General features: G+C 76.1%; 15 protein-coding genes. 7 read left to right on the top strand and 8 right to left on the bottom strand.

Features of this window, described 5'->3' with window-relative positions:
• Positions 1–17 precede the first annotated feature (17 nt).
• From FS882_RS11390 to FS882_RS11375, 4 genes are all read left to right on the top strand, one after another.
• A complete protein-coding gene (locus FS882_RS11390; protein WP_158373171.1) occupies positions 18–2261 on the top strand; it encodes a HelD family protein in 2244 nt (747 codons plus the stop codon).
• A 69-nt stretch (positions 2262–2330) separates the two neighbouring features.
• Positions 2331–3527, top strand: coding sequence for a phosphoglycerate dehydrogenase (gene serA, locus FS882_RS11385; RefSeq protein WP_158373170.1), 1197 nt, complete (start codon positions 2331–2333; stop codon positions 3525–3527).
• A gap of 54 nt (positions 3528–3581) precedes the next feature.
• Complete coding sequence (locus FS882_RS11380) at positions 3582–4631, top strand: aldo/keto reductase (RefSeq protein WP_187365262.1); 1050 nt, start codon at positions 3582–3584, stop codon at positions 4629–4631.
• Between the two features lie 76 nt (positions 4632–4707).
• Positions 4708–6402 carry an AMP-binding protein gene (locus FS882_RS11375; protein WP_158373168.1) on the top strand — a complete coding sequence of 565 codons (1695 nt, stop codon included), beginning with the start codon at positions 4708–4710 and terminating at the stop codon, positions 6400–6402.
• A gap of 84 nt (positions 6403–6486) precedes the next feature.
• On the opposite strand, the gene FS882_RS11370 is transcribed toward FS882_RS11375, so the two are convergent.
• The 3 genes from FS882_RS11370 to FS882_RS11360 form a co-directional block, all read right to left on the bottom strand.
• Entirely contained in the window at positions 6487–8514 is a 2028-nt protein-coding gene (locus FS882_RS11370) for an alpha/beta hydrolase family protein (RefSeq protein WP_158373167.1), read from the bottom strand.
• Between the two features lie 96 nt (positions 8515–8610).
• Positions 8611–9105: a transcriptional regulator NrdR gene (gene nrdR, locus FS882_RS11365; RefSeq protein ID WP_158373166.1), complete on the bottom strand. Its 495-nt coding sequence runs from the start codon at positions 9103–9105 to the stop codon at positions 8611–8613.
• Between the two features lie 478 nt (positions 9106–9583).
• Positions 9584–9979 (bottom strand): LysM peptidoglycan-binding domain-containing protein, encoded by a 396-nt coding sequence (locus FS882_RS11360; RefSeq protein WP_158373165.1) that lies wholly within the window; start codon positions 9977–9979, stop codon positions 9584–9586.
• Between the two features lie 255 nt (positions 9980–10234).
• Between FS882_RS11360 and lexA the strand changes: the two genes are divergently transcribed.
• Positions 10235–10978 carry a transcriptional repressor LexA gene (lexA, locus tag FS882_RS11355; RefSeq protein WP_158373164.1) on the top strand — a complete coding sequence of 248 codons (744 nt, stop codon included), beginning with the start codon at positions 10235–10237 and terminating at the stop codon, positions 10976–10978.
• Between the two features lie 85 nt (positions 10979–11063).
• Here the strand turns inward: lexA and FS882_RS11350 are convergent, their stop codons facing one another.
• Positions 11064–12113, bottom strand: a complete 1050-nt coding sequence (locus FS882_RS11350; RefSeq protein WP_158373163.1) for an aminotransferase class V-fold PLP-dependent enzyme — start codon at positions 12111–12113, stop codon at positions 11064–11066.
• 81 nt (positions 12114–12194) lie between these two features.
• On the opposite strand from FS882_RS11350, the gene FS882_RS11345 reads away from it, so the two are divergent.
• Positions 12195–13148 (top strand): LysR family transcriptional regulator, encoded by a 954-nt coding sequence (locus FS882_RS11345; protein ID WP_158373162.1) that lies wholly within the window; start codon positions 12195–12197, stop codon positions 13146–13148.
• Here FS882_RS11345 and FS882_RS11340 read toward each other — a convergent pair.
• From FS882_RS11340 to hflX, 3 genes are all read right to left on the bottom strand, one after another.
• Positions 13145–14146 (bottom strand): L-lactate dehydrogenase, encoded by a 1002-nt coding sequence (locus FS882_RS11340; RefSeq protein WP_410053277.1) that lies wholly within the window; start codon positions 14144–14146, stop codon positions 13145–13147. The genes FS882_RS11345 and FS882_RS11340 overlap by 4 nt on opposite strands.
• A 145-nt stretch (positions 14147–14291) precedes the next feature.
• Positions 14292–16436, bottom strand: coding sequence for an ATP-dependent DNA helicase (locus FS882_RS11335; RefSeq protein ID WP_262348231.1), 2145 nt, complete (start codon positions 16434–16436; stop codon positions 14292–14294).
• Between the two features lie 64 nt (positions 16437–16500).
• Positions 16501–18054 carry a GTPase HflX gene (hflX, locus tag FS882_RS11330; RefSeq protein ID WP_154730661.1) on the bottom strand — a complete coding sequence of 518 codons (1554 nt, stop codon included), beginning with the start codon at positions 18052–18054 and terminating at the stop codon, positions 16501–16503.
• Between the two features lie 154 nt (positions 18055–18208).
• Here hflX and FS882_RS11325 point away from each other — a divergent pair, with 154 nt between their 5' ends.
• Positions 18209–18823 carry a class I SAM-dependent methyltransferase gene (locus FS882_RS11325; RefSeq protein WP_158373161.1) on the top strand — a complete coding sequence of 205 codons (615 nt, stop codon included), beginning with the start codon at positions 18209–18211 and terminating at the stop codon, positions 18821–18823.
• A 66-nt stretch (positions 18824–18889) separates the two neighbouring features.
• Here FS882_RS11325 and FS882_RS11320 read toward each other — a convergent pair whose 3' ends face one another.
• Positions 18890–19225, bottom strand: coding sequence for a thioredoxin family protein (locus FS882_RS11320; RefSeq protein WP_158373160.1), 336 nt, complete (start codon positions 19223–19225; stop codon positions 18890–18892).
• Positions 19226–19241 lie beyond the last annotated feature (16 nt).

The following is a 19241-nucleotide window of genomic DNA, read 5'->3' as shown; positions in this document are numbered from 1 at the left end:
GACCGACGGGAGCACGCGTGACCGGGATCGAGGCGCAGCTGGCGGCCGAGCAGGAGGTCGTCGACGGCCTGTACGCGCGGCTGGACGAGCTGCGGGCGGGCACCCGCGACCGGCTGGCGGAGGTCCGCCGCGTCGGGCCGTCGGGCTCGCCGCAGAACCGCTCGGAGCGGGACGCGTTCGCCACGCTCTACGAGGACCGCCTCGCGCGCCTGGAGGCGGTCGAGGACCGGCTGGCGTTCGGCCGGCTGGACCTGTCCGACGGCGGCCGCCGGTACATCGGCCGCATCGGCCTGAACGACGACGAGCACGTGTCGATCCTCACGGACTGGCGCGCGCCGGCGGCGCAGTCGTTCTACCGGGCCACGTCCGCGAACCCCGACGGCGTCGTGCAGCGCCGGCACCTGGTGACCCGCGGGCGCCGCGTCACCGGCCTGGAGGACGAGGTCATCGACCTCGACGTGCTCGCCGACGAGGAGGCCGCCGCCCGGCTCGGCGCCCTGTCCGGCGAGGGCGCGCTGCTCGCGGCGCTGGCGGCGCGGCGCACCGGGCGGATGGGCGACATCGTCGCGACCATCCAGGCCGAGCAGGACGCGATCATCCGCGCCGACCTCGCGGGCGCGCTCGTCGTGCAGGGCGGCCCCGGCACCGGCAAGACCGCCGTGGCGCTGCACCGCGCCGCCTACCTGCTGTACGCGCACCGCCGCGTCCTGGAGCGCTCGGGCGTGCTGCTGCTGGGCCCCTCCCGCACCTTCCTGCGGTACATCGACCAGGTGCTGCCGTCCCTCGGCGAGACCGGCGTCGTGTCGACCACCGTCGGCGAGCTGTTCCCCGGGGTCGTCGCCACGGGCGCCGAGGACGACGCCGTCGCCGAGATCAAGGGCCGCCCGGTGTGGCGGAAGATCATCGAGCGTGCCGTGCGGCAGCGGCAGCGCGCGCCGCAGCAGCCGACGGTCGTGACGATCGACGGCCACCGGATCGTCGTGAAGCCGTCCGACGTGCGGGGCGCGATCAACCACGCCCGGCGCGGGCACCGGCCGCACAACCAGGCGCGCGTGACCTTCGTCCGCGACATGCTGGGCCGGCTCGCGGAGCAGTACGTCAGCCAGCTCGGCTGGTCGGTGGCCCCCGACGAGCGCGGCGAGATCCTCGAGGAGCTGCGCACGACCCGGGAGATCCGGATCGCGCTCAACCTCGCGTGGATGCCGCTGACCCCGCAGGGCCTGGTGTCCGCCCTGCTCTCGAAGCCCGCCCGCCTGGACGCCGCGGCGCCCGAGCTGTCCGCGCACGAGCGCGCCGCCCTGCTGCGCGACGCCGACGCCCCGTGGACCGAGGCCGACGTCCCGCTGCTCGACGAGGCCGCGGAGCTGCTCGGCGAGGACGACCAGGCCGCCCGCGCCCAGGCGAAGCACGACGCCGCGCAGCGCGCCCAGGAGCTCGACTACGCCCGCCAGGTGCTGGAGCAGTCCGGCACCGGCCTGGTCTCGGCCGAGCTGCTGGCGGACCGGTTCGCCGCGACCGGCCCGGCGCTCACCACCGCCGAGCGCGCCGCCGCCGACCGCACCTGGACGTACGGGCACGTGGTGGTCGACGAGGCCCAGGAGCTCTCCCCGATGGCCTGGCGGATGGTGCTCCGCCGGGTGCCGACCCGGTCGCTCACCGTCGTCGGCGACGTCGCGCAGACCTCGACCGCCGCGGGCACCCGGGACTGGGCGGCGACGTTCGACCGGATCCTCGCCGGCGGCTGGCGGCTGTCCGAGCTCACCGTCAACTACCGGACGCCCGCGTCCGTGGCCCGGGCCGCCGAGCGCGTCGGCCGCGCGGCCGGGCTGCCGCTCACCCCGACCACCTCGGCGCGCGACGTCGAGGACGCCTTGCGCACGGAGCTGGTGGACGCGGCGGCCGTGCCGGAGGCGGTCGCGCGGCAGGCGGAGGCCGCGCTCGCCGCGGTCCGCGACGCGAGCGGTGCCGGGCGCGTGGCGGTCATCGCGGCCCCCGAGGCGCTCCCGGCACTCGCCCGGGTGCTGCCGCAGGCCGGGGCCACCCGCGCCGGGTCGCCCGACCTGGACGCCCCGCTGACGCTGATGACGCCGACCCAGAGCAAGGGCCTGGAGTTCGACGCGGTGGTCCTGGTCGAGCCGGCCGACGTGCTCAAGGGCGGGGCGGGCGACCTGTACGTCGCGATGACCCGGCCGACGCAGGCGCTGCGGGTCGTGCACAGCCGGCCGCTGCCGGCGGGCTGGGAGCAGCCGGACGCGGACTGACCCGCGGCACGGGTGTCCGAGGACCGGGACCGGCTTGGAACCGCGCGCCTCGAGGCGCACCATAGGCCCGTGCTACGCGCCCTGCTCCTCGAGAACCTGCATCCCCAGGCCCGCACCATCATGGAGGCGGCCGGCTACGAGGTCGTCACGCGCTCCGGCGCGCTCGACGAGTCCGAGCTGATCGAGGCGCTGCAGGGCGTGCACCTGCTGGGCATCCGGTCCAAGACCAACGTGACCGAGGCCGTGCTCGACGCCGCGCCCGACCTGGTCGCGGTCGGCGCCTACTGCATCGGCACCAACCAGATCGACCTGCACGCCGCGGCGTCCCGCGGCGTCGCCGTGTTCAACGCCCCGTTCTCCAACACCCGCTCGGTGGTCGAGATCGCGCTGGCGGACATCATCGCGCTGACCCGCCGGCTCACGGTGCTGGACAGGTCGATGCACGAGGGCGTCTGGAACAAGTCGGCCGACGGCGCGCACGAGGTCCGCGGCCGCACGCTCGGCATCGTCGGCTACGGCAACATCGGCACGCAGCTGTCGGTGCTCGCCGAGAACCTCGGCATGTCGGTGGTCTTCTACGACACCGCCGAGAAGCTGGCGCTGGGCAACGCGCGCCGCGCGGAGACGCTCGACGAGCTGCTCGACGTCGCCGACATCGTCACGCTGCACGTCGACGGGCGCAGCGGCAACGCCGGGCTGTTCGGCGCGAAGCAGTTCGCCCGGATGCGCGAGGGTGCGATCTTCCTCAACCTGTCCCGCGGGTTCGTCGTCGACTACGCCGCCCTGCGCGACGCGGTGCTCGCCGGGCACGTGGCCGGCGCGGCCGTCGACGTGTTCCCCGTCGAGCCGAAGCGCAAGGGCGACCCGTTCGAGTCCGAGCTGCGGGGCCTGCCGAACGTCATCCTCACGCCGCACACCGGCGGGTCGACCGAGGAGGCGCAGGAGGCGATCGGGCAGTTCGTGTCGAACAAGCTCCGCGACTTCATGAACACCGGCACGACGATGCTCAGCGTCAACCTGCCGAACCTCACGCTGGAGCACCGACCCGGGGTGCACCGCCTCACGTACCTGCACCGCAACGTCCCCGGCGTGCTGGCTGCGGTCAACAACACGCTCGCCGAGCACGGCGCGAACATCGAGGGCCAGCTCCTCGCGACCCGCGGCGAGGTCGGCTACGTGGTGACCGACGCGGTCGCGGTCGAGCCCGCGGTGGTCGCGGCGCTGCGCGCCCGCCCGGAGACGATCCGGCTGCGCGTCGTCGACTGAGCGCACGCCCCGCCGCCCGGCGGGGTGCCCGGCGCACGCGCTAGCGTCGAGCCCGTGCACCTCGCCGACGACGCCCGCCACGACCGACTCCCCCTGCGCCGCGCCGGCCGTTCCGGCCTGGATCTGCCCGCGGTGACCCTGGGGCTCTGGCAGAACTTCGGCGACGCGACGCCGTTCTCCGACCAGCGCGCGCTCGTGCTCGCGGCGTTCGACGCCGGCGTCGTGCAGCTCGACCTCGCGAACAACTACGGTCCCCCGCCCGGTGCCGCCGAGGAGAGCGTCGGGCGGCTGCTCGCGACCGACCTGGCGCCGTACCGCGACGAGCTGCTGATCGCCACCAAGGCCGGCTACCGGCAGTGGCCCGGCCCGTACGGCGAGTTCGGCTCCCGGAAGTACCTGCTCGCGTCCCTGGACCAGTCGCTGCGCCGGCTCGGCACCGACCGGGTCGACGTGTTCTACAGCCACCGGTACGACCCGAGCACCCCGCTGGAGGAGACGATCGGCGCGCTCAAGACCGCCGTCGACTCCGGCCGCGCCCGGTACGCGGGGATCTCCTCCTACTCCGCGCGCCGCACCGCCGAGGCGCTGGCCGTCGCCGACGACCTGGGCCTGCGGCTGACCCTGCACCAGCCGTCGTACTCGATGCTGAACCGCTGGGTCGAGCAGCCCGACGGCGAGGCCGGCGACCGGAGCCTGCTCGACGTCGCCGGCGAGGCCGGGCTCGGGGTCGTCGCGTTCTCCCCCCTGGCCCAGGGCATGCTCACCCGCAAGTACCTGGGCGGCGTGCCCGAGGACTCCCGGGCGGCGCGGGGCGGACCGCTGCGGGCGGAGTACCTGAGCGACGAGAACCTCGACCGGGTGCGCGCGCTGCACGCGGTCGCCGAGGCCCGGGGCCAGTCGCTCGCGCAGCTCGCGATCGCCTGGGTGCTGCGCGACCCGCGGGTGACCTCGGTCGCGCTCGGCGCCCGCACCCCCGAGCAGCTCCGGGAGAACCTCGCCGCGCTCGACGGGCCCGCGCTGACCGACGACGAGCTGGCCGAGGTCGACCGGCACGCGGTGGACGCCGGCATCAACCTGTGGGGCTCGCGGTCCTCCGACCTCTGACACTCACAGGGAACTCTGCGCCGTTGCCTCGGGCTACGCACACGTAACTTACGCATCCGTAGGTTACGGTGACCTCGTGACCGACTTCACGCGACCGTGGCACTCCTCCTACGCGCCGGGCGTCCCGCCCGTCGTCGACGTGCCCGACGAGCCGCTGACCGCCGCCCTCGACCGCGCCGCCGCGGCCTGGCCCGACCGCGTCGCGGTGGACTTCATGGGCGGCACGACGACCTACGCCGAGCTGGCGGGCGCCGTCGCCCGGGGCGCCGCGGTGCTCCGCGGCCTCGGTGTCCGCGCCGGCGACCGGGTCGCGATCGTGCTGCCGAACTGCACCGCGCACGTCGTCGCGTTCTACGCCGCCCTGCGGCTCGGCGCCGTCGTCGTCGAGACGAACCCGACCTACACCGCCGACGAGCTCGCGCACCAGCTCGCCGACTCCGGCGCCACCGTCGCGCTCGTCTGGGAGAAGGCCGTCGCTCCCGTCCTGGCGGGGCAGGACCGCACCGCGGTCCGCACGGTGGTCGCCGTCGACGTGTCGGCGGACCTGCCCGCCGCCAAGCGCCTCGCGCTCCGGCTCCCCCTGCCGGCCGCGCGTCGGACCCGCGGTGCCCTGCGCGCCCCGCTGCCGGCCGGCACCCCGGTGTGGCACCGCCTGGTCGCCGAGGCGACCGCGCTGCCCGCCGGGACGCCCGGGCCGACGGCCGACGACGTCGCTCTCCTGCAGTACACCGGCGGCACCACCGGCACGCCCAAGGCCGCCGTGCTCACGCACCGGAACCTCGTCGCCAACACCGTGCAGGGGCAGGCCTGGACCCAGGCCGAGCCGGGCACCGAGACGATCTACGGCGTGCTGCCGTTCTTCCACGCGTTCGGCCTGACGCTCTGCCTCACCTACGCGACCCGCGTCGGCGCGACGCTGGTGGCATTCCCGAAGTTCGACCCGGCGACCGTGCTCGCAGCGCAGCGGCGCCGCCCCGGGACCTTCCTGCCGGCCGTGCCGCCGATGCTCGACCGGCTCGCCGCGGCCGCCGAGGCGAAGAAGGCCGACCTGACCTCGTTCCGCTACGCGATCTCCGGCGCGATGTCGCTGTCCGCCGAGACGGCGGCACGCTGGGAGCGGGTCACCGACGGCCTGGTCGTCGAGGGCTACGGCATGACCGAGACCTCGCCCGTCGCCCTCGGCAGCCCGCTGTCCCCCGCCCGTCGGCCCGGCGCGCTCGGCCTGCCCTTCCCGAGCACCGACGTCCGCGTGGTCGACCAGGAGGACCCGACCCGCGACGTGGAGCCGGGGGCGCAGGGCGAGCTGCTGATCCGCGGCCCGCAGGTGTTCTCCGGCTACTGGAACCGGCCCGAGGAGACCGCCGGCCAGCTGCTGCCCGGCGGCTGGCTGCGCACCGGCGACGTGGTCCGGCTGGACGAGGACGGCTTCGTCGTCCTGGTCGACCGGATCAAGGAGATGATCGTCACCGGCGGCTTCAAGGTGTACCCGTCGCAGGTCGAGGACAAGCTCCGCGGGATGCCGGGCGTCCGGGACGTGGCCGTGGTCGGCCTGCCCGGCGGCGACCTCGGGGAGAAGGTCGTGGCCGCGATCGTCACCGAGCTCGGGGCGCACGTCGACATCGCGGCCGTGCGGGAGTGGTGCGGCGAGCGGCTGGCCCGGTACGCGGTGCCGCGCGACCTGGTCATCCTGCCCGAGCTGCCGCGGTCCCAGATCGGCAAGGTGCTCCGCCGGGTGGTCCGGGACGACCTGCTGGCGGCCTCGGCGGTCTGACGCCCGCCGCGCGCCCGGCGACGGCACGACGAGGGGCCCCGCACCGGAGAACCGGTGCGGGGCCCCTCGTCGCGGCGGGCGGATTCATCCCTGCGCGACCGGGAGCGTCCGCTCCCACCAGTCGAGCACGTGCTCGAACCGCACCAGCCGGTGCTGCGGGCGGCCCGACCGGGTCAGCTCGTGGCCCTCGCCAGGGAACAGCAGCAGCTCGGCCGGCACCCCACGGCGCTTCAGCTCGACGAACCAGCGCTGCCCCTGCTCGACCGGGCACCGCCAGTCCTGCTCCGAGTGGATGACGAGCGTCGGCGTGGTCACGCGGGACACGTGTGCCATCGGCGACTGGGCCGCCACCTTCGCGCGGGACTCCTCGTCGTCGCCGTCGCCCAGGTACTCGAGCCCGAAGAACCAGCCGATGTCGCTCGAACCGACGAAGCTCACCGGGTCGAGGAAGCCGCGCTCGACGATCGCGCCGACGAACCGGTCGGTGCGGGTGGTCAGCCACGCGGTGAGGTAGCCGCCGTACGAGCCGCCCATCACGCCGACCCGCCCGCCGTCCAGCGCCGGGTCCTCGAGGGCCGCGTCGAGCAGGGCGAGGACGTCGTCCGTGTCGACCGTGCCGAAGCCGTGCTGGATCGCCTTGCCGTGCGCCGAGCCGTAGCCGGCAGCGCCGCGCGGGTTGCCGTAGACGACCGCGTAGCCCGCCTCGGCCAGGGTCTGCACCTCGTCGAACAGGCCGACCGTGTACTGGGCGTAGGGACCGCCGTGGATCATGAGGATCGTCGGGTGCGGGCCGGCGAACCGCTCCGGGTCCGGGGTGACGAGCCAGCCGTGCACCGGGTAGCCGTCGGGCGCGGTGGCGGTGACCTCGCGCGGTTCGCGGACCCGGCCGGTGGCCCGCAGCGGCGCCGACCAGTCGGTGAGCGCCCGGGTCGCGCCCGTCGCCAGGTCGACGGCGTGCAGGTCGCCGGACGTGGCCGGGCCGGCGGCGGTGACGACGGCCACCGGCGCGCCGGTCGCCGCGGCGACGCCGTGGGCGACGAGGCCGGTGAGCAGGTCACGGGTCGAGCCGTCGGCGCGGTGCTCGCGCAGGACGACCGTGCCGCGGTGCAGCACCCCCGCGAGGACGCCGTCCGCCGTCACGGCGAACGTGCCGGGGTCGAGGTCGACCGCCTCGGCGTCGGTCAGGCGCTCGGGGGCGCCCGCGGCGGTCGGCGCGGCGTCGCCGGCGGCCAGCGGGAGGCGGAACAGCCCGGTCTGGGTCGCCACGAACTCCCGGCCCGACGGGCCCATGTCCTGCGCGAGCAGCCACAGGGCCGCGCCGTCCGCCGACGGCAGCACGGCGGCGACGGCGAGCGTGCTGCCGGCGTCCGCGTCGGTGAGCGGGACGAGCGCGCCGTCCGCGTCCGGCGCGGTGTCCACGACGACCGCGTCCGAGCGCAGGTCCTGGTCCTTGCCTTCGTGCCGGGCGGCCACGGCGACGACGTACCGCCCGCCGGGGAACCAGGCGACCTGCTCGACGTCGGTGTCGCCGGACGTGATCTGGCGGGCGGCGGGCTCGTCGGCCTCGGCCGCGGGCAGCGCGGCGCGGGCACTGGGGTCGGCGGGCACGTCGACGACGAACAGCTGACGGCGCTTGTCGCGCGTGAAGCCGACGCCGTCGTTGCGGTACGGCAGCTCGGTGATGTGCCGGGGGCGCTCCGCGCCGGAGTCGCCGTCGCCGTACCGGCCCTCCTCGGGCACCCGGGCGACGAACGCGAGGGTGGCGCCGTCCGGCGAGAACCGCGCGGTCTGCACGCCCAGCGGCGCGTCGGTCAGCCGGACCGGCTCGCCGCCCGCGGCCTCGACCAGGAACAGCTGCGGGCGCCCCTTCGGCTCGGCCCGCAGGAACGCGACCCAGCGGCCGTCCGGGGAGACCTGCGGGTCGGTGTCGCGGTGGCCGCGGGTCAGCCGCTGCGGCGGCGTGGCGCCGTCCGTGGCGACCCGCCAGAGCTGGCCGGTGTACTCGTCGGACTCGAGGTCCGGGGCGGTGCGGGCGACGACGGCGAACGAGCCGTCGGGGGCGACCGCGGGGGTTCCGGGGGCGTGCAGGAGCGCGAGGTCAGCAGGGATCACGACTCCGACCGTAGTACGCGCCGGGCACGCACGGGCGGCGCGGCGCCGGACCCGCGCCCGGGGGGGCGCCCGGAGCCACGGCCGCCACCGGTCCCGTCAGGCGGTCGGCGCGTCCTCGGCCGCGACGCGGGCGGCGTCCGCCGCCTCGTTCTCCGCGCGCAGCACCGTGATCGCCGCCTCGAAGTCCTCCAGGCTGTTGAAGGCCTGGTAGACGCTCGCGAACCGCAGGTACGCGACCTCGTCCAGGTCCCGCAGCGGGCCGAGGATCGCGAGCCCGATCTCGTAGGCGTCGAGCTCCGCCGATCCGCTCGCGCGCAGGTTCTCCTCGACGCGCTGGGCGAGCACCGCGAGGTCGTCGTCGCTGACCGGGCGGCCCTGGCAGGCCTTGCGGACGCCGTTGACGATCTTCTCGCGGCTGAACGGCTCCGTCGCGCCGGACCGCTTCACGACGGACAGGCTGGCCGTCTCGATCGTGGTGAACCGGCGGTTGCACTGGGGGCACTGCCGGCGGCGGCGGATGGAGAGACCGTCGTCGGACGTGCGGGAGTCGACGACGCGGGAGTCGGCGTGACGGCAGAACGGGCAGTGCATGGACGCCTCCTCCGGGATGTGGTGCACGCGCCGGGGCCGGCGACCGCGACCACGCGCGCCCGCCCAGACGACCGGGACACGGTAGGGCCGCGGGCGCCGACGGTGCAAGGCCGATCCGCGACGGGGTGAACCCGCAGGTCACGACGTCGCTCGACCGGGTCGCGCGCACGAGGGGGACCGCCCGGGAAGACGACGAGGGTGGCCGCTGCTGCGGCCACCCTCGTGGGGACGCCCCCGTCCCGTCTCGTCCGGACGACTCGCCTCGTCCGGACGGTTGCTGCACGCCTCTGCGTCCGGCCCGAGGGCCACGACGACGATGCGTCCCTCGCGGCGAGCCCCCCAGCCAGCCGTTCGAGGTGGCACCACCCTAGAGGCGGCCCGGTCAATTACGCAAGCACCGAGTGTCGTAATCCACTCGCGGCGTCTCCGCGCCCCTGCGGCGGCCTGACCAGCGCATCCCGGGGGCCGGCGGTCGCCCTCAGGAGTCGGCGGGGAGCAGCAGGACCTGCCCCGCCTGGAGCGAGGCGTCCGCGAGGCCGTTGAGCTGCTGCAGGCTCAGGATCACGTCGCGCACGTCCTCACCGGGGCCGGCCACGCTCGCGGCGATCTGCCAGAGCGTCTCCCCCGACTGCACCGCGTGCGTCGTGACCTCGGTGGCCTGCTCGGGGCCGTCGGCGACCGCGCGGCCGCCGACGAGGCCGCCGAGCACGACCGCCAGGCCCAGGAGGGCGACGACGACGCGACCGCGCCGGGTCAGGTGGAGCCGGCCCTCGCCGCCCGCGGTACCCGGCCGGCGCGCATCCCCGTCGCGCCGGGCGGGCACCTCGCGGCGCGCCGGACGAGCGATCCCCGGGTGTGCTGCGATCGCGCTCATCCCCACCACTTCCCTCCTGGGCCGCCGGGCGACCCGAGTCGAACACCTGTTCGTTCGAACGCTTGTACGATGGAACCACACCCCACCGACGATGTCGAGACACGATCGAACAGGTGTTTGATCCCGCCCGTCCGTCCCCCTACGCTCGGTGACGTCGGGTACAGCGCACCACGAGGCACTGACACGCCCGCCCGACGGACCGCCCCGGACCCACCGACGGGCGGCCTGACCAGGGCGGACGGGACGGGAGCGGACATGGCGAGCGACGGGACGGGCACCGCGGCGGGCCTCGGCGAGGCGGCCGTGGCCGAGCTCGGGGGCGGCGACGGCCTCACGCCGCGGCAGCGGCTGGTCCTCGAGACGGTGCGCGCGTCGGTGGAGTCCCGCGGCTACCCGCCGAGCATGCGCGAGATCGGCGACGCCGTCGGGCTCACCAGCCCGTCGAGCGTCAAGCACCAGCTCACCGCGCTCGAGCGCAAGGGGTACCTGCGCCGCGACCCGAACCGGCCGCGCGCGATCGAGGTCGTCCAGCCCGACGACTCGCGCGGCGTGGCGACCCTGCCGGGCGTCGCGGGCATCTCCGGCATCGGCGACGCCGACTCGGCCGCCCGGGAGGGCGCCCCGGAGGCGGCCTACGTGCCCGTGGTCGGCCGGATCGCCGCCGGCGGCCCGATCCTCGCCGAGCAGCTCGTCGAGGACGTGTTCCCGCTGCCCCGCCAGCTGGTGGGGGCGGGCGAGCTGTTCCTGCTCAAGGTCGTCGGCGACTCGATGATCGACGCCGCGATCTGCGACGGCGACTGGGTCGTGGTCCGCCGGCAGCCCGTCGCCGAGAACGGGGAGATCGTCGCCGCGATGCTCGACGGCGAGGCGACGGTGAAGACGCTCAAGCGCGCGGACGGGCACGTGTGGCTGCTGCCGCAGAACCCGGCGTACTCCCCGATCGACGGCGACCACGCCCAGGTGCTCGGCCGCGTCGTCTCCGTGCTGCGCTCGCTCTGATCCCGGGGGCCGGACCGCACCGGCGCGGCCACCGGCCACCCGGTCGCGCCGTCACGGCCGCCCGGCGGCGTCCGGGCCCGGGCTGTCAGGCCGCCGCGCGCAGGGCGGCGAGCGCGCGCTCCACGTCCGCCCCGTCGTTCCAGACGTGGAACGCGAGGCGCACCCGCCCGGCACGGCCGGCGACCCGGCAGCCGGCCGCGGTCAGCGCCCCCCGCCGCCGGCCCTCCGGGTCGGGCAGCGTCACGATCGCGCTGCCGCCGGGCCCCAGCCCCAGGCCGGCCCGGAACGCGTCCGCGAGCCCCACCGCGTGCGCCTGGACCGCGTCCCGGTCCGTGCTCGCGAAGACGTCGAGGGACTCGGCGGCGCCGAGCCACGCCTGCCAGGCCGGGGACACGTCGAACCGCCGCGCGTCCGCCGCCAGGCGCATCTGCGGGCCGTAGCAGGACGCCCAGGGGTCGTCCCCGGCGTACCAGCCGGCCTGCAGCGGGCGCAGGGCGTCCTGCGCCTCCGCCCGCACGGTGAGGAAGCCCGTCCCTCGGGGCGCGCACAGCCACTTGTAGGCCGCGGTCACGCTGACGTCGTACCGGGACGCGTCGACGCGCCGCCACCCCGCGGCCTGGGTGAGGTCGCACAGCGTCCGGCTGCCCGCGGCCCGCGCCGCCGCGAGCACCGCGTCGTCGTCGAGCACGGCACCGGTCGCCGACTGCACCAGCGAGTAGGCGACCAGGTCGACGCCCGGCAGCACGGCGTCGGGCAGCCGCTCGGCCGGCACGTGCTCCACCCGGAGCCGCGGGCCCTGCGCCAGGAACGGAAAGACGACCGAGCTGAAGTCGCCGTCGACGCACACCACGCGCGCCCCGTCGGGCAGCGACGCGGCGACCACCGCGGCCATCGCGGAGACCTGGGACCCGATCGCCACGCGGTCGGCGGGCACGTCGACCAGCGCCGCGAACCGCTCGCGCGCGGTCGCCACCGCCCGCTCGTACCGCGCCACGTCGAGACCGCCCGACGACCACCGGTCCACGTCCTCGCGCAGCGCGCGGGCGGTGCGGCGGGGTGCGACGCCCGCCGTGGCCGCGTCGAGGTGGCCCGGCACGGCGTCGAAGTCGGATCGGAGGTCGGCGAGCGTGCGCATGACTCCAGGCTCACCGATCGGCACCCATGCGCGCAACGGCGTGTTTCTCATCGATGCATGCCGTGCGCTTATGCTTGCCGCATGGTCTCCCGGAGCCTCGACGCCGCGGCGCTGCGCCTCGTCCGCGCCGTCCAGGACACCGGGAGCGTCACCGCCGCCGCGCGGGAGCTCGGGCTGACCCAGCCCGCGGCGAGCCAGCAGCTGCGCGCCGTCGAGCGGCTGGTCGGCACGCCGGTCGTCGTGCGCGCCGGTCGCGGGGTGCGGCTGACCGAGGCCGGTCAGGTGCTCGCCCGCAACGCCCCGGCCGTGCAGTCCGCGCTGGACGCGACCCTGGAGGAGGTCGCCGCGGTGGCCAGCCTGCGCGCCGGACGCGTCCGGGTCGCCGCGTTCCCCTCGGCCGCGGCCACGCTGCTCCCGACCGCGCTCGCCGCGCTGCGGGCCGCCCACCCGGGGGTGGGCGTCACGCTCGTGGAGGCGGAGCCGCCGGAGGCGCTGGCCGAGCTCGCCGCGGGCCGGGTGGACGTCGCCGTGACGTTCCGCGACGCAGGACCGCACCCGCTCCCGGCGGACGACGACCGGCTGCGGCGCGTCCCCCTGCTGCGGGACGACGTGGTGGTCGTGCTGCCCGGGTCCGACGGGCGCGCGCCCGGGGAGCCGGTCGACCTCGCCGGGCTGGCCGACCGCCCGTGGATCGCCGGCTGCCCGCAGTGCCGCGCCCAGCTGGTGGGCACCTGCGCCCGGGCCGGGTTCGCCCCGCGGGTGGACTTCGCGACGGACGACTACCTGGCGGTGCTCGGGCTCGTGCGGGCCGGCCTCGGCGTGACGACGCTGCCCGGCCTCGCGCTGGCCGCGCTGCCGCACCCGGGCGTCACCGTGCACCCCGCCCGGCCCGGTGCCGCGCGCCTCGTGGAGGCCGTCGGCGAGGCGGGCACCGCGCGGGTGCCCGCCGTGGTCGCCGCGGTGGCGGCGCTGCGCGAGGCCGCCGCCGCGGTGCGGCACCCGCACGTGCGGGTGCCGCGCCCGCGCACGGCCTAGAGCCCGAACCGGCGGGCGACCGCCCGCAGCTGCTCGCCCGAGCGACGCAGGCCCGCGAGCTCGTCGGTCGACATCGGGACCTGCAGCCGCTCGCCGACGCCGGAGCGCCCGACGACCGTCGGGACCGACAGGCAGACGTCGCTGATGCCGTGGTACCCGTCGAGCAGCGACGACACCGGCAGGATCCGGTGCTCGTCCTTGACGATCGCCTCGATGATCCGCGAGCCCGCGAGCGCCACCGCGTAGTTGGTCGCGCCCTTGCCGGCGATGATCCGGTACGCCGACTCGACGACCTCCCGGGCGATCGACTCGCGCACCTCGTGGGTCAGCGGCACGTGGCCCTCGATGGCGTTCCAGTCGAGGATCGGCACGCCGCCGATCGTGGCCGAGGACCACAGCGGCAGCTCGGTGTCGCCGTGCTCGCCCGCGATGTACGCGTGCACGTTCTGCACGGCCACGCCGGTGTACTGGGCGATGAGGTACCGCAGCCGCGAGGAGTCGAGCACGGTGCCGGAGCCGAACAGCTGGGTCGGCGGCAGCCCGGAGAACTTCAGCGCGGCGTAGGTGACGATGTCGACCGGGTTGGTCACCATGACGTACACGGCGTTCGGGGCGACCTCGACCAGCGAGGGCAGGATCTTCTTGACCAGCGAGATGGTCGCCTCGGCCAGGTCGATCCGGGTCTGGCCCGGCTTCTGCTTCGCGCCGGCCGTGATCATGACGACGTCGGCGTCCGCGCAGGCGGCGATGTCGTCCGAGCCGATCACCTCGGCCATCGGCATGAACTGGATGCCGTGGCCCAGGTCCAGCGCCTCGGCCTCGACCTTCGCCTTGTTGATGTCGTAGAGCACGACGCTGCGGGCGGCGCCGCGCATGAGCGCCGCGTACGCCATCGTCGACCCGACCGCTCCGGCGCCGACGACCGCCAGCTTGGTGGTGCGGCGGGGCGGCAGCGGGGCGTTCGCCAGACCCAGCTCGTCGCTCTCGACGTCGTCGATCTGCTCGCTCACGGCGATCCTCCCGTACCTGCTGCTCCGTGCACGCGCACCGGCCGGCGCGCTGGTCACGAGGCTAGCGGGCGGACGCGTGCGGGCGCGCGCCGGCCCGGGCCCCCGGGCGCGTCGCGGGCCACGGGACCGCTGGTCAGGCCGTCGGCGCGATCGGGGCCTCCGCGAGCCGGCGCAGGGCACCCAGCGCCACCTCGCGGTCCGTCGTCCGCCAGAACGCCGGCAGCGACCGGGTGAGGAACTCCCCGTACCGGGCCGTCGAGAGCCGCGGGTCGAGCACCGCCACGACGCCCCGGTCGTCCGTCGACCGGATCAGGCGTCCCGCGCCCTGGGCGAGCAGCAGCGCGGCATGCGTGGCCGCCACGGACATGAAGCCGTTGCCGCCGGACGCCGCCACCGCCTCCGACCGGGCCGACTTCACCGGGTCGTCGGGCCGCGGGAACGGGATGCGGTCGATGATCACGAGCTGGTTCGACCGCCCCGGCACGTCGACGCCCTGCCACAGCGACAGGGTGCCGAACAGGCAGGTCGGTTCGTCCGCGGCGAACCGCTGCACGAGCGTCGGGAGCTGGTCCTCGCCCTGCACCAGCACCGGGACGTCGAGCCGCTCGCGCATCGCCTCGCCGACCGCGACCGCGGCGCGCCGGGAGGAGAACAGACCGAGCGTCCGGCCGCCCGCGGCGGTGATCAGCGCCTCGATCTCGTCGAGCTGGGCGTCGGTGGCGGGTTCGCGCCCGGGCGGCGGGAGCCGGCGCGCGATGTAGAGGATGCCCTGCTTCGGGTAGTCGAACGGGCTCCCGACGTCGCTGCCGTGCCACGGCAGCGACGCGGGGGCCGGGGTCGCGGCCGGCTTCGGCACGTCGAGGGTCGTGCCCTCGCTCCCGCCCGGCGCGGACACCGCCACGGTCGCGGCCGTCGCCGTCGCCGCCGCGGCCTCCCCGGCACCCTCCAACCCGATGCTCCGGGCCATGGACCGGAACTCGCCGCCGAGGCTGAGCGTCGCCGAGGTGAGCACGGACGCCCGGCCCGCGAGCAGGTGCGTGCGGATCAGCCCGTTGACGGCGAGCGGCGCGGCGTACAGCCGGGTCGCCCCGTCCCGCTCGGCCCGCGAGCACCACAGCACGGTGTACCGCTGGTCGTCGGCGTCGGCCGCCATCCGCTCGGCGACCTCGAACAGGGCGAGCACCGCGGACGACGCGATCTTGAGCCCGCTGTCCGCCGGGGCCGCCGCCTCGCCCGCGGCGGGCTTCTCCGGGCGCAGGGCGCTGAGCAGCCCGCGGGCGGCGTCCCGGACCATCGCCACCGCCTGCCGGGTGCCCTCCGGGAGCCCCTGGGTGAACCGGCCCTCGGGCAGGTGGATGAGCGCGGCCCCGAGCGCCGTGGCGGCCGAGTCGAGCTCGGTGGTCGCGACGCCGCCGTGCCGGCGGGCCATCCGGCCGGCGTGCTCGACGCTGCCGACCGACAGCTCCGCGGTCGACTGCGCCGTGACCCGGTCGGCCAGCTCGTGCGCCTCGTCGACCACGAGCACCTGGTGCTCGGGCAGCACGTGCGGCGAGCCGGACGCGGCGACGCCGAGCATCGCGTGGTTCGTCACGACCACGTCCGCCGTCCGGGCCGCCGCGCGGGCGCGCTCGGGGAAGCACTCCTCCAGCAGCGGGCAGCGCTGCCCGAGGCACTCCAGCGACGTGACGGACACCTGACGCCACGCCCGGTCGGTCACGCCGGGCACGAGGTCGTCGCGGTCGCCGGTCTCGGTCGCCTCGGCCCACTCCCGCAGCCGGACCACCTGCGCGCCGAGCGACTCCTTGCCCGCGTCCTCGCCGTCGGCGGGGTCGGGCGTCGACGGGTGCTCTGCCGCGCCGCGGTCCCCGAGGTCGAACAGCATGCCCTGGTCGTCGGGCGGGTACCCACCCGACGTCTTGTGCACGCAGACGTAGTTGTGCCAGCCCTTGAGCAGCGCGATCCGGGGCTTGCGCGGCAGCTCGGGGGCCAGGGCGTCGGCGACCAGCGGCAGGTCGCGGGTCATCACCTGGCGCTGGAGCGCGAGGGTCGCGGTCGACACGACCACGCGCTCGTCGGCGAGCACGGCGTGCCGCACGGAGGGCACGAGGTAGCCCAGCGACTTCCCGGTGCCGGTGCCGGCCTGGACGAGCAGGTGGTCGCCCTTCTCGACGGCGTCCGCCACCTCGCGGGCCATCCGGCGCTGCCCCTCGCGGGGCGAGCCGCCGAGCGCCGCGACCGCCACGTCGAGCAGGTGGTCGACGTCTACGGGATCAGGCACCCGGACAGGGTAGTCGGGTGCGGGGACACCTCCGACAACCGGAGGTGCCCCGCACCCGGACGCGTCAGCCGCGCTCGACCGCCGCCGCGGCGAGCTCGGTCGCCAGCGCCTGGTCGACCCGGCCGCGGAGCGCGGTGCCCTGCGGCGTGTGCTCCTCGGCGTCGATCTCGCCGGTCTCGTGCACGCGGTGCACGAGGTCGCCCCGGTCGTACGGGATCACCAGGTCGACCGTCACGCCGGGCCGCGGCAGCTGGTCGGCGACGACCTCCTGCAGCGCGTCGATGCCCTCGCCGGTGTGGGCGGACACGACGACGGCGCCGTGCTCGCGCGACCGCAGCCGCGCCAGCGCCTCGGGCTCCGCCAGGTCGGCCTTGTTCAGCACGATGATCTCGGGGACGTCCATCGCGCCCGGGATGTCCGCGAACACGTGCCGCACCGCGGCGATCTGCCCCTCCGGGTCCGGGTGCGACGCGTCGACGACGTGCAGCACCAGGTCCGCGTCCGCGACCTCCTCCAGCGTCGACCGGAACGCCTCCACCAGCTGGTGCGGCAGGTTCCGCACGAAGCCCACGGTGTCGGCCAGCGTGTACACCCGGCCGTCCGCGGCCTGCGCGCGCCGGACCGTCGGGTCCAGCGTGGCGAACAGGGCGTTCTCCACCAGCACACCCGCGTCGGTGAGCCGGTTCAGCAGCGAGGACTTGCCCGCGTTGGTGTACCCGGCGATCGCGACCGACGGGATCGCGTTCTTCTTCCGGGACGCGCGCTTGGTCTGCCGGGCCGGCTCCATCGCGGCGATCTCGCGGCGCAGCTTGGCCATCCGGTTGCGGATGCGCCGGCGGTCCAGCTCGATCTTGGTCTCACCGGGCCCGCGGGAGCCCATGCCCGCGCCGGCGCCGCCGACCTGGCCGCCGGCCTGCCGGGACATCGACTCGCCCCAGCCGCGCAGGCGCGGGAGCAGGTACTCGAGCTGCGCGAGCTCGACCTGCGCCTTGCCCTCACGGGACTTCGCGTGCTGGGCGAAGATGTCGAGGATCAGGGCCGTCCGGTCGACGACCTTGACCTTCACCACGTCCTCCAGCGCGCGGCGCTGGGACGGGGCGAGCTCGCCGTCCACGACCACCGTGTCAGCGCCCGCCGCCAGCACGACGCCCGCGAGCTCCGCGGCCTTGCCGGAGCCGAGGTAGGTGCCCGGGTCCGGGTTCTGCCGGCGCTGCAGCAGCCCGTCCAGCACCGTGGAGCCCGCGGTCTCGGCCAGCGCGGCGAGCTCGCGCAGCGAGATCTCGGCCTGCTCCTGGGTGGTGCCCGCGGCGCCCCAGATGCCGACCAGCACGACGCGCTCGAGGCGCAGCTGCCGGTACTCGACCTCGGTGACGTCCTGGAGCTCGGTGGACAGCCCGGCGACCCGGCGCAGCGACGTGCGCTCCTCCAGGTCCAGCTGCTCGCCGTCGTGCGTGGTGTGGACGGTCGCGCCGTCGTGGACCGCCGTGCCCGCCCGCGCGAGCACGCGTGCCACGACGTCGTCGGCGACCCGCTGGGCGTCGCGCGCGGCCTGCTGCGCGTCGACCCCGGTCTCCGGGACGTCCTGCTCGCGAGTCGTGGGGTTCTGGGGGTCGTTCACGCGGTTCCTTCGCTGTCGGCGGCGGGCGGCCGTCGTCGGCGGCCCGGGTACCAGTGTCGCGCGCCGCGACGGCGGGCGCGAGGCTATTCGCCACCGGCGGACGGGCGCCCCGGCCGGGCGGGGCGGGCCACGGCACGACCGGTAGGGTCGCGGCGTGACCGGCACCGAGTACTACTTCACCGCCGAGCCCGCCTCCCCCGACGAGCGCCGGGCCCGCACCGTGCACCTCGCCGGCCGGGACGTCGAGGTCGAGACCGCCGGCGGCGTGTTCTCCCCCGACCACCTGGACGGCGGGACCGAGGTGCTGCTGCAGCATGTGCCCGACCCGCCCCGCGACGGCGACCTGCTCGACCTCGGCTGCGGCTGGGGACCGGTCGCGCTGAGCCTCGGGCTGCTGGCCCCGCACGCGCGGGTGTGGGCGGTCGACGTGAACGAGCGGGCGCTCGACCTGACGCGGCGGAACGCGTCGCGGCTGGGGATCGAGGGGCTGCGGGCCGCGCGGCCCGAGGACGTGCCGGACGACGTGCGGTTCGCGGCGATCTGGTCGAACCCGCCGATCCGGGTCGGCAAGGAGACGCTGCACGCGATGCTGCGGCAGTGGCTGCGCCGGCTGGTGCCGGGCGGCGAGGCGTACCTCGTGGTGGCCAAGAACCTCGGGTCGGACTCGCTGCTGCGCTGGCTGGCGACGGAGCTCGACGGGGTCGCCGCCGTGGACCGGGTGGCGACGACGCGGGGGTTCCGGGTGCTGCGCGTGGTCGCGGCCGGCTGAGCGCGACGCACGGGCCGCTCCCAGGGGGCCGCCGCCTCGGCGTCGTCCGGTCAGGCCTCGGCGCGATCAGCCCTCGGCGCGGACGGCCGACACGGCGGCGCGCGCCCGCGCGAGCGACGGCACTCCCGTGACCCGCAGCGCGGGGACGCCGGCGGCGTCGAGCACCACCACGGTCGGTGTCTCGGTGACGGCGAACCGCTCGGCCAGGTCGGCCCGGTGCGCCACGTCGACCTCGACGTGGGCGACGCCGTCCTGGGTCGCGACGACCCGCTCGAGCACCCTGCGGGTGGCCCGGCACGGCGCGCAGAAGCCCGAGGACAGCTGGAGGAACGTCGCGTCCCGGCCCAGCGGGCGGCGCAGGTCCTCCGCCGTCAGGGCGGGCGCAGCGGTCGGGTCGGTCACGCCGTGTGCAACGCCC

The sequence above is a fragment of the Cellulosimicrobium cellulans genome (assembly GCF_007679345.1).
Classification (GTDB): Bacteria; Actinomycetota; Actinomycetes; order Actinomycetales; family Cellulomonadaceae; genus Cellulomonas; species Cellulomonas cellulans_A.
Note: the sequence above shows the minus strand (reverse complement) of the source record. Positions and strands in the feature narration are given on the sequence as shown.

Bases quoted from the DNA above. Each gene is read 5' to 3' on its own strand.
- lexA (WP_158373164.1), top strand. From the start codon at position 10,235: ATGGCGAGCGACGGGACGGGCACCGCGGCGGGCCTCGGCGAGGCGGCC.
- nrdR (WP_158373166.1), bottom strand. From the start codon at position 9,105: ATGCACTGCCCGTTCTGCCGTCACGCCGACTCCCGCGTCGTCGACTCC.
- FS882_RS11350 (WP_158373163.1), bottom strand. From the start codon at position 12,113: ATGCGCACGCTCGCCGACCTCCGATCCGACTTCGACGCCGTGCCGGGC.
- FS882_RS11360 (WP_158373165.1), bottom strand. From the start codon at position 9,979: ATGAGCGCGATCGCAGCACACCCGGGGATCGCTCGTCCGGCGCGCCGC.
- FS882_RS11345 (WP_158373162.1), top strand. From the start codon at position 12,195: ATGGTCTCCCGGAGCCTCGACGCCGCGGCGCTGCGCCTCGTCCGCGCC.